Source organism: Sphingomonas sp. (assembly GCF_051962185.1).
Lineage (GTDB): Bacteria > Pseudomonadota > Alphaproteobacteria > Sphingomonadales > Sphingomonadaceae > Sphingomonas.
In genome coordinates this window covers 1-6139 of the sequence record NZ_JBQCCN010000076.1, presented here as the reverse complement: position 1 = coordinate 6139, position 6139 = coordinate 1, and the positions used below count along the sequence as shown (strand labels likewise).

The window sequence follows — 6139 nt, the reverse complement described above, 5'->3', positions numbered from 1 at the left end:
GAAACGGATTGGGGTCGGCGACCTGCAATCCCTGGTCGAGATGGAGTTCGCGGTCGCTGCCGTAATCGTAGAGGCGATAGGTCAGGTCGACATTCTGCTGGACCTCGACGAGCGTGATGCCGCCGCCGATCGCATGGATGGTGCCCGCCGGCGAATAGAGAAAGTCCCCGGCCTTGACCGGCTTCCAGTCGAGCATGTCGACGATCGAGCCGTCGAGCGCGCCCTGGCGCAGTTTCTCGCGCGTGGTCGGCTCCTTGGTGCCGAGCGCGATCGTGGCGCCGGGGTCTGCTGCGAGAATCACCCAGCATTCGTCCTTGCCGCGCGGATAGCCGGCCGCCCGCGCCGTCGCGTCGTCGGGATGGTCCTGGACCGACAGCCGGTCGCTGGTGAAGAGATATTTGATCAGGAGGTCGGGCGTGCCCGCGTCGGGCGTCTGGAACCACACTTCGCCGATCGGCTCCCCGCCCGGCGCCGGATCGCTGAACCCCGGCCACAGATGATGCCGCCCCCACGGCTTCTCGACGCGCTTGGTCGCTAGCAAAGTGGCGGTCATCGGAGGCCCTCCCTTTTTTTGGCTGTACGTTGGTCGTTCGGGGGAGCGAACGCACGGGTCGCGCGACCGATCCCCCGGCTTGCCGCGACAACGCGACGGGCCGCGCAAAAGGAAGGTTTGCGCCCCGCGCGCGCTGCGCTAAGACCACGCGCCATGCGTATTGCCAAGTCCCGTCCCGTCGCGTTCGCGCTGATCGCCCTCCTTGCCTTGCCGGTGGCGGGCTGCGCCGGTCGCGGCGGCGGCCTGAAGAAGGGCGACGTGCCCTATATCGCGCGCGACGTCGGCACGCTCTACACGCTTGCCAAGACCCGTCTCGACCAGGGCCGCTACAAGGAAGCCGCGGTGCTGTTCGACGAGGTCGAGCGCCAGCATCCCTATTCGATCTGGGCGCGCCGCGCGCAGCTGATGAGCGCGTTCAGTTATTATATGGACACCGACTATACGCAGTCGATCCAGTCGGCGCAGCGCTTCCTGGCGGTCCATCCCGGCAACCGCGACGCGCCTTATGCTTATTATCTCGTCGCGCTCGGCTATTACGAGCAGATTGCCGACGTGACGCGCGACCAGAAGATCACGCAACAGGCGCTCGACGCGCTGGGCGAGCTGGTGCGCCGCTATCCCAATACCAAATATGCCGCCGATGCCCGGCTCAAGATCGACCTGGTCCGCGATCACCTCGGCGGCAAGGAAATGGAGATCGGCCGGTTCTACGAGACGCGCGGCCAATGGCTCGCGGCGACGCTCCGGTTCCGCAACGTGATCGATCAATACCAGACCACCACGCACGTGCCCGAGGCGCTGATGCGCCTGACCGAGACCTATCTCGCGCTCGGCGTGCCGGAGGAAGCGCAGAAGGCGGCGGCGGTGCTCGGCGCCAATTATCCGGGGACCGACTGGTACAAGCGCGCCTATAAATTGATGCAGGAGCATCCCTACAAGCCGGTGGCGCCGCTGGCCGCGGGCGAACTGCCGATTCCGCTCGGCTTCAAGGACGCTCAGCCGGTCGCGCCGGGTACCCCGGGCGTCGCCGCCAAGGACGAAGGCCGCGGCTCGACCGGCACCAGCAATACCGGCGGTGCGGGTACCGGTCCGATCCCGAAATAGACTCGGTCTTCTTCTTCTTCTTCTTCTTCTTCTTCTTCTTCTAGGCCCTCTCCCGCGTGCGGGAGAGGGATAGTCTCCGCCTCCTACGCGCGGACTGTGCAAATTAGCCTGATGACCCGGCATCGAATTTGCCGCTAAGGGTGATGCGATGCTGACCTCGATCGCTATCCGGGACGTCGTGCTGATCGAAGCGCTCGAGCTGGATTTCGGCGCCGGGCTGGGCGTGCTGACCGGCGAGACCGGGGCGGGCAAGTCGATCCTGCTAGACGCGCTGGGACTGGCGCTTGGCGCGCGTGCCGACAGCGGGCTGGTTCGCCAGGGCGCGACGCAGGCGGTGGTCACGGCGACGTTCGACATCCCGCATGACGGCGGCCCGATCGCCGCGCTGCTCGCGGAGAACGCGCTTGATGTCGATCCCGGCGAGCCACTGATCATCCGCCGTATCGTCAAGGCCGATGGCGGCAGCCGGGCGTTCGTCAACGATCAGGCGGCGTCGGCCGGGTTGCTGCGCGAACTGGCGCAATATCTGGTCGAGGTTCACGGCCAGCACGACGATCGCGGGCTGCTCAATCCGCGTGGCCACCGCGCGCTGCTCGACGCATTCGGGCGCTGTCATGCCGGCGCGGTCGCGCAAGCCCATCGCGCCTGGCGCGAGGCCGAGGAGGCGCTGGCGGCGGCGCGCGATGAGATCGATGCCGCGGCGCGCGATCGCGATTATCTGGACCACGCAGTCGCCGAATTGCGGCAGCTCGCCCCCGAGCCCGGTGAGGAGGAAGCGCTGGCCGAGCGCCGCCGGACGATGCAGCGGTCGGAAAAGATCGCCGAGGATATGGCGGCGCTCGACGATTATCTCGGCGGGTCGGAGGGCGGCATGGCGCGCCTGCGTCAGGCGGCGCGCGTGCTCGAACGCATCGCCGACGCGCACCCGACGCTGGGCGAGGCGCTCGCCGCGCTCGACCGGGCGATCAATGAAGGCGCGCTCGCCGAGGACCAGATGGCCGCCGCGCGCATCGCGTTGATGTTCGATCCGCGCGCGCTCGAAGAGGATGAAGCGCGGCTGTTCGACCTGCGGGCGATGGCGCGCAAGCACCGTGTCCAGCCCGACGACCTCGCGCAGCTCACCGAGGACATGGCCGCCCGCCTCGCGACGATCGAGGCGGGAGAAGAGGGGATTGCCCAGCTCGACCATCGGGTCGCGGAAACGCGTGCCGCCTACGAAGCCGCGGCCGACGCGCTGTCGGCCGAGCGTCGCGCCGCCGCGGCGCGGCTCGACGCGGCGGTGGCGGGCGAGCTCGCGCCGCTCAAGCTCGATGCCGCGCGCTTCCGGACGACGATCGAGGCCCTGCCCGCCGAGCAATGGGGGCCGGGCGGCAAGGATCGCGTCGAATTCGAGATCGCGACCAATCCCGGCGCGCCGTTCGCCGCGCTGACCAAGATCGCGTCGGGCGGCGAATTGTCGCGTTTCATCTTGGCGCTCAAGGTCAGCCTGGCCGAGGAAGGAGGCGCGGCGACGATGATCTTCGACGAGATCGACCGCGGGGTCGGCGGCGCGGTCGCCTCGGCGATCGGCGAGCGGCTCGCCCGGCTCGCGGAGCGCACGCAATTGCTGGTGGTCACGCACAGCCCGCAAGTCGCGGCGCGCGGCGGGCAGCATTATTTCATCGCCAAATCGTCCGACGGCTTCGTCACGCGCACCGGGGTCATCGCGCTCGACAGCGGCGCGCGGCGCGAGGAGATCGCGCGGATGCTGTCCGGCGCCACCATCACCGACGAAGCCCGCGCCCAGGCCGAACGCCTGCTCGAGGCGGCATGAGCGCGCGGCCGCGCCCGTCGCGCGCCGCTGGCGCCTTGGCCTGGTTCAGCGCGATCCTGTTGCCGGTCGGCCTAGTGCCGCTGACCTGGATGACCGCGCTCGCGGTGAACTATTGCCAATTCGATTGCGGCAGGTTGGGCGGCCTCGCGATCGACGGCCTGATCGGCGCTTGTGGGCTGTTGACGCTCGCCTGGCTGTGGCTGGCGGTGGCGATGGTCCGGCGGCGCATGACGCGCCTGGTGTTGGCGGCGGCGGTGCTCGCCGACCTGATCCTGCTGACGCTCGGCGGGATCGCCGCCTGGACGTTCGGCCTCCTGTGATGGGGACGTTCGACCTGGTCTTCACCGGCGTGCTGATCGCAGCGACGATCTGGGCGATGACATGGTTCCCCGACATACCGCGCGGCACCGAAGGGCATCACGAGGCGCTGACCGCGCGGTTCGAGAAAAGTTCCGACGACGCGATCGACAAGCACCCGAGCTATGGCGACGCCGCGGTCGCCTATGTCGACCGTATCGCCGACCGGCAATTGACCAAGGCGCGTGGGATTCTGTCGTTCGATGGGCTGATTCTCGCCTTTCTCGGCCTGATCGCGAGGAGCTCGGAAAAACTCGACATCGCGACGGCGCATATGGTGCCGGTCCTGCTGCTGATGGGGTTGCTGGCGGGATCGAGCGCGATCTGCCTTTTCCTGTTTCGCGCGCGCTGGGGCTATGTCGCCGATCTCAGCACGTTCTCCCGCGAAATCGCCGCCACGCTCGCCCTGGCGCGGCGGCGCTCTTTCTGGATCGAGCGGACCGTGCGGCTGTCGTTGCTGTCGCTCGCCGGGATCGTCGTCCTGGTGATCGCGACGGTGATCAAGGGCTAAAGCGATTTCGAAGCGGTGGGTCCGATGCAATCGTGCCGTGAACCGCTCTAGAAGGGTATCTTCACCTTCGCCATGACCGCGTTCGACGGGAAGCCGCCGACGTTGCGCGCGGTGGTGCCGACTCCCGCCTTGGCGCCGCCCGGCAGGTCGACGGTCGTGCGCACCGGTTTTTCCGAGAATTCGGGCATGCGGCTGGTGTCGATGTCCATCACCTTGTTGCGCGCGCAGACCACGATGTCGCCGTTCGGATCGTCGGCGCCGCAAGTCGCGTCACGGTCCTTGGGCTTGGTCTTCGCCAGGTCGAAGCTGTCGAGGTCACCGCCGGGCAGAATCGGCCGATTGCCGGGGGACGCGGCTGCCTGAAGGACCAGGGCGACGATCAGCATCGGTGGCCAGGCTGCGCGGGCGGCGTGGCGCAAATAGGGCGATAGCGGCGCGGTTTCATGGGCGGCGCGGCCTGCTAAAGGAAACGCATGACGATTCCGCTTCCCGCCGACGACCGCGCCGCCGCCCAGGAACTCGAGCATCTCGCGAGCGAGATCGCGCGCCATAATCTGCTCTATCACGGCGAGGACGCGCCGGAGATTTCCGACGCCGACTATGACGCGCTGATGCGGCGCAACAGCGCGATCGAGGAAGCCTTCCCGCACCTCGTCCGCGACGATTCGCCCAGCCGCAAGGTCGGCGCGGCACCCGCCGGGCATCTCGCCAAGGTCGCGCACGCGCGACCGATGTTCAGCCTGGACAATGCCTTCGACGATACGGAGGTCGGCGATTTCGTCGGCCGCGTGCGCCGCTTCCTCAACCTGCCCGACACCGAGCCCGTCGCGCTGACCGCCGAGCCCAAGATCGACGGCCTGAGCTGCTCGCTGCGATATGAGAAGGGGCGGCTGGTCCAGGCGCTGACGCGAGGCGACGGCCAGATCGGCGAGGACGTCACCGCCAATGTGCGGACGATCGACGACATCCCCGCGACGCTTCCCGCCGGCGCGCCCGATGTGTTCGAGGTGCGCGGCGAAGTCTATATGGAGAAACAGGCCTTCGCGGCGCTCAATGCGCGCCTGCTCGCCGAGGCCGAGGACAGCGGCAAGGAAGCGCGCCAGTTCGCCAACCCGCGCAACGCCGCCGCCGGATCGCTGCGCCAGAAGGACGCGACTGTGACCGCTGCGCGCCCGTTGCGGTTCTTCGCCTGGGGCTGGGGCGACGCCAGCGAGCTACCCGCCGATACGCAATCATCGGTGATCGCGACGATCCGCGGCTGGGGTTTCCCGGTCACGCGGCAATTCCAACCTGGCGACACGCTCGACCAGGCGCTGGCAACCTACAAGGCGATCGAGGCCGAGCGCGCCGACTTGCCGTTCGACATCGACGGAGTGGTTTACAAAGTCGACCGGCTCGACTGGCAGGCGCGATTGGGGTTCGTCGGCCGCGCGCCGCGCTGGGGCCTCGCGCACAAATTCCCCGCCGAGCGCGCGCAGACCACGCTCGAACGGATCGACATCCAGGTCGGGCGTACCGGCAAGCTGACCCCGGTCGCGCGGCTGGAGCCGGTGACGGTCGGCGGCGTGGTGGTGACCAACGCCACGCTGCACAATGCCGACGAGATCGCGCGGCTGGGCGTGCGCCCTGGCGACCGCGTCGTGCTGCAACGCGCGGGCGACGTCATTCCGCAGATCGTCGAGAACCTGACCCGCAACGAGCCGCGTGATCCCTGGACTTTCCCGACGCATTGCCCGGAATGCCATTCGGAGGCGCTGGCCGAGGAAGGCGAAGTCGACATCCGTTGCACCGGCGGGCTGAT

General features: G+C 68.3%; 7 protein-coding genes. 5 read left to right on the top strand and 2 right to left on the bottom strand.

Going from position 1 to position 6139, the window contains the following annotated elements; translation table 11 throughout:
- Window positions 1-553, bottom strand: a 553-nt coding sequence (locus tag ACTHJR_RS04985) for a class I mannose-6-phosphate isomerase (RefSeq protein WP_440522022.1), incomplete at its 3' end; no start/stop codon positions are given.
- A gap of 153 nt (window positions 554-706) precedes the next feature.
- Here ACTHJR_RS04985 and ACTHJR_RS04980 point away from each other — a divergent pair.
- The 4 genes from ACTHJR_RS04980 (at window position 707) to ACTHJR_RS04965 (ending at window position 4338) form a co-directional block, all read left to right on the top strand.
- Window positions 707-1657 carry an outer membrane protein assembly factor BamD gene (locus tag ACTHJR_RS04980; protein ID WP_440522021.1) on the top strand — a complete coding sequence of 317 codons (951 nt, stop codon included), beginning with the start codon at window positions 707-709 and terminating at the stop codon, window positions 1655-1657.
- 148 nt (window positions 1658-1805) lie between these two features.
- Entirely contained in the window at window positions 1806-3470 is a 1665-nt protein-coding gene (gene recN, locus ACTHJR_RS04975; protein ID WP_440522020.1) for a DNA repair protein RecN, read from the top strand.
- Entirely contained in the window at window positions 3467-3790 is a 324-nt protein-coding gene (locus ACTHJR_RS04970; RefSeq protein WP_440522019.1) for a hypothetical protein, read from the top strand. The genes recN and ACTHJR_RS04970 overlap by 4 nt, the downstream gene beginning before the upstream one ends.
- Window positions 3790-4338 (top strand): hypothetical protein, encoded by a 549-nt coding sequence (locus ACTHJR_RS04965; protein WP_440522018.1) that lies wholly within the window; start codon window positions 3790-3792, stop codon window positions 4336-4338. The genes ACTHJR_RS04970 and ACTHJR_RS04965 overlap by 1 nt, the downstream gene beginning before the upstream one ends.
- 47 nt (window positions 4339-4385) lie before the next feature.
- Here the strand turns inward: ACTHJR_RS04965 and ACTHJR_RS04960 are convergent, their stop codons facing one another.
- Window positions 4386-4724 carry a hypothetical protein gene (locus tag ACTHJR_RS04960; protein WP_440522017.1) on the bottom strand — a complete coding sequence of 113 codons (339 nt, stop codon included), beginning with the start codon at window positions 4722-4724 and terminating at the stop codon, window positions 4386-4388.
- Between the two features lie 87 nt (window positions 4725-4811).
- Here ACTHJR_RS04960 and ligA point away from each other — a divergent pair.
- Window positions 4812-6139 (top strand): NAD-dependent DNA ligase LigA (gene ligA / locus ACTHJR_RS04955; protein ID WP_440522016.1); only part of this gene is annotated, 1328 nt, incomplete at its 3' end.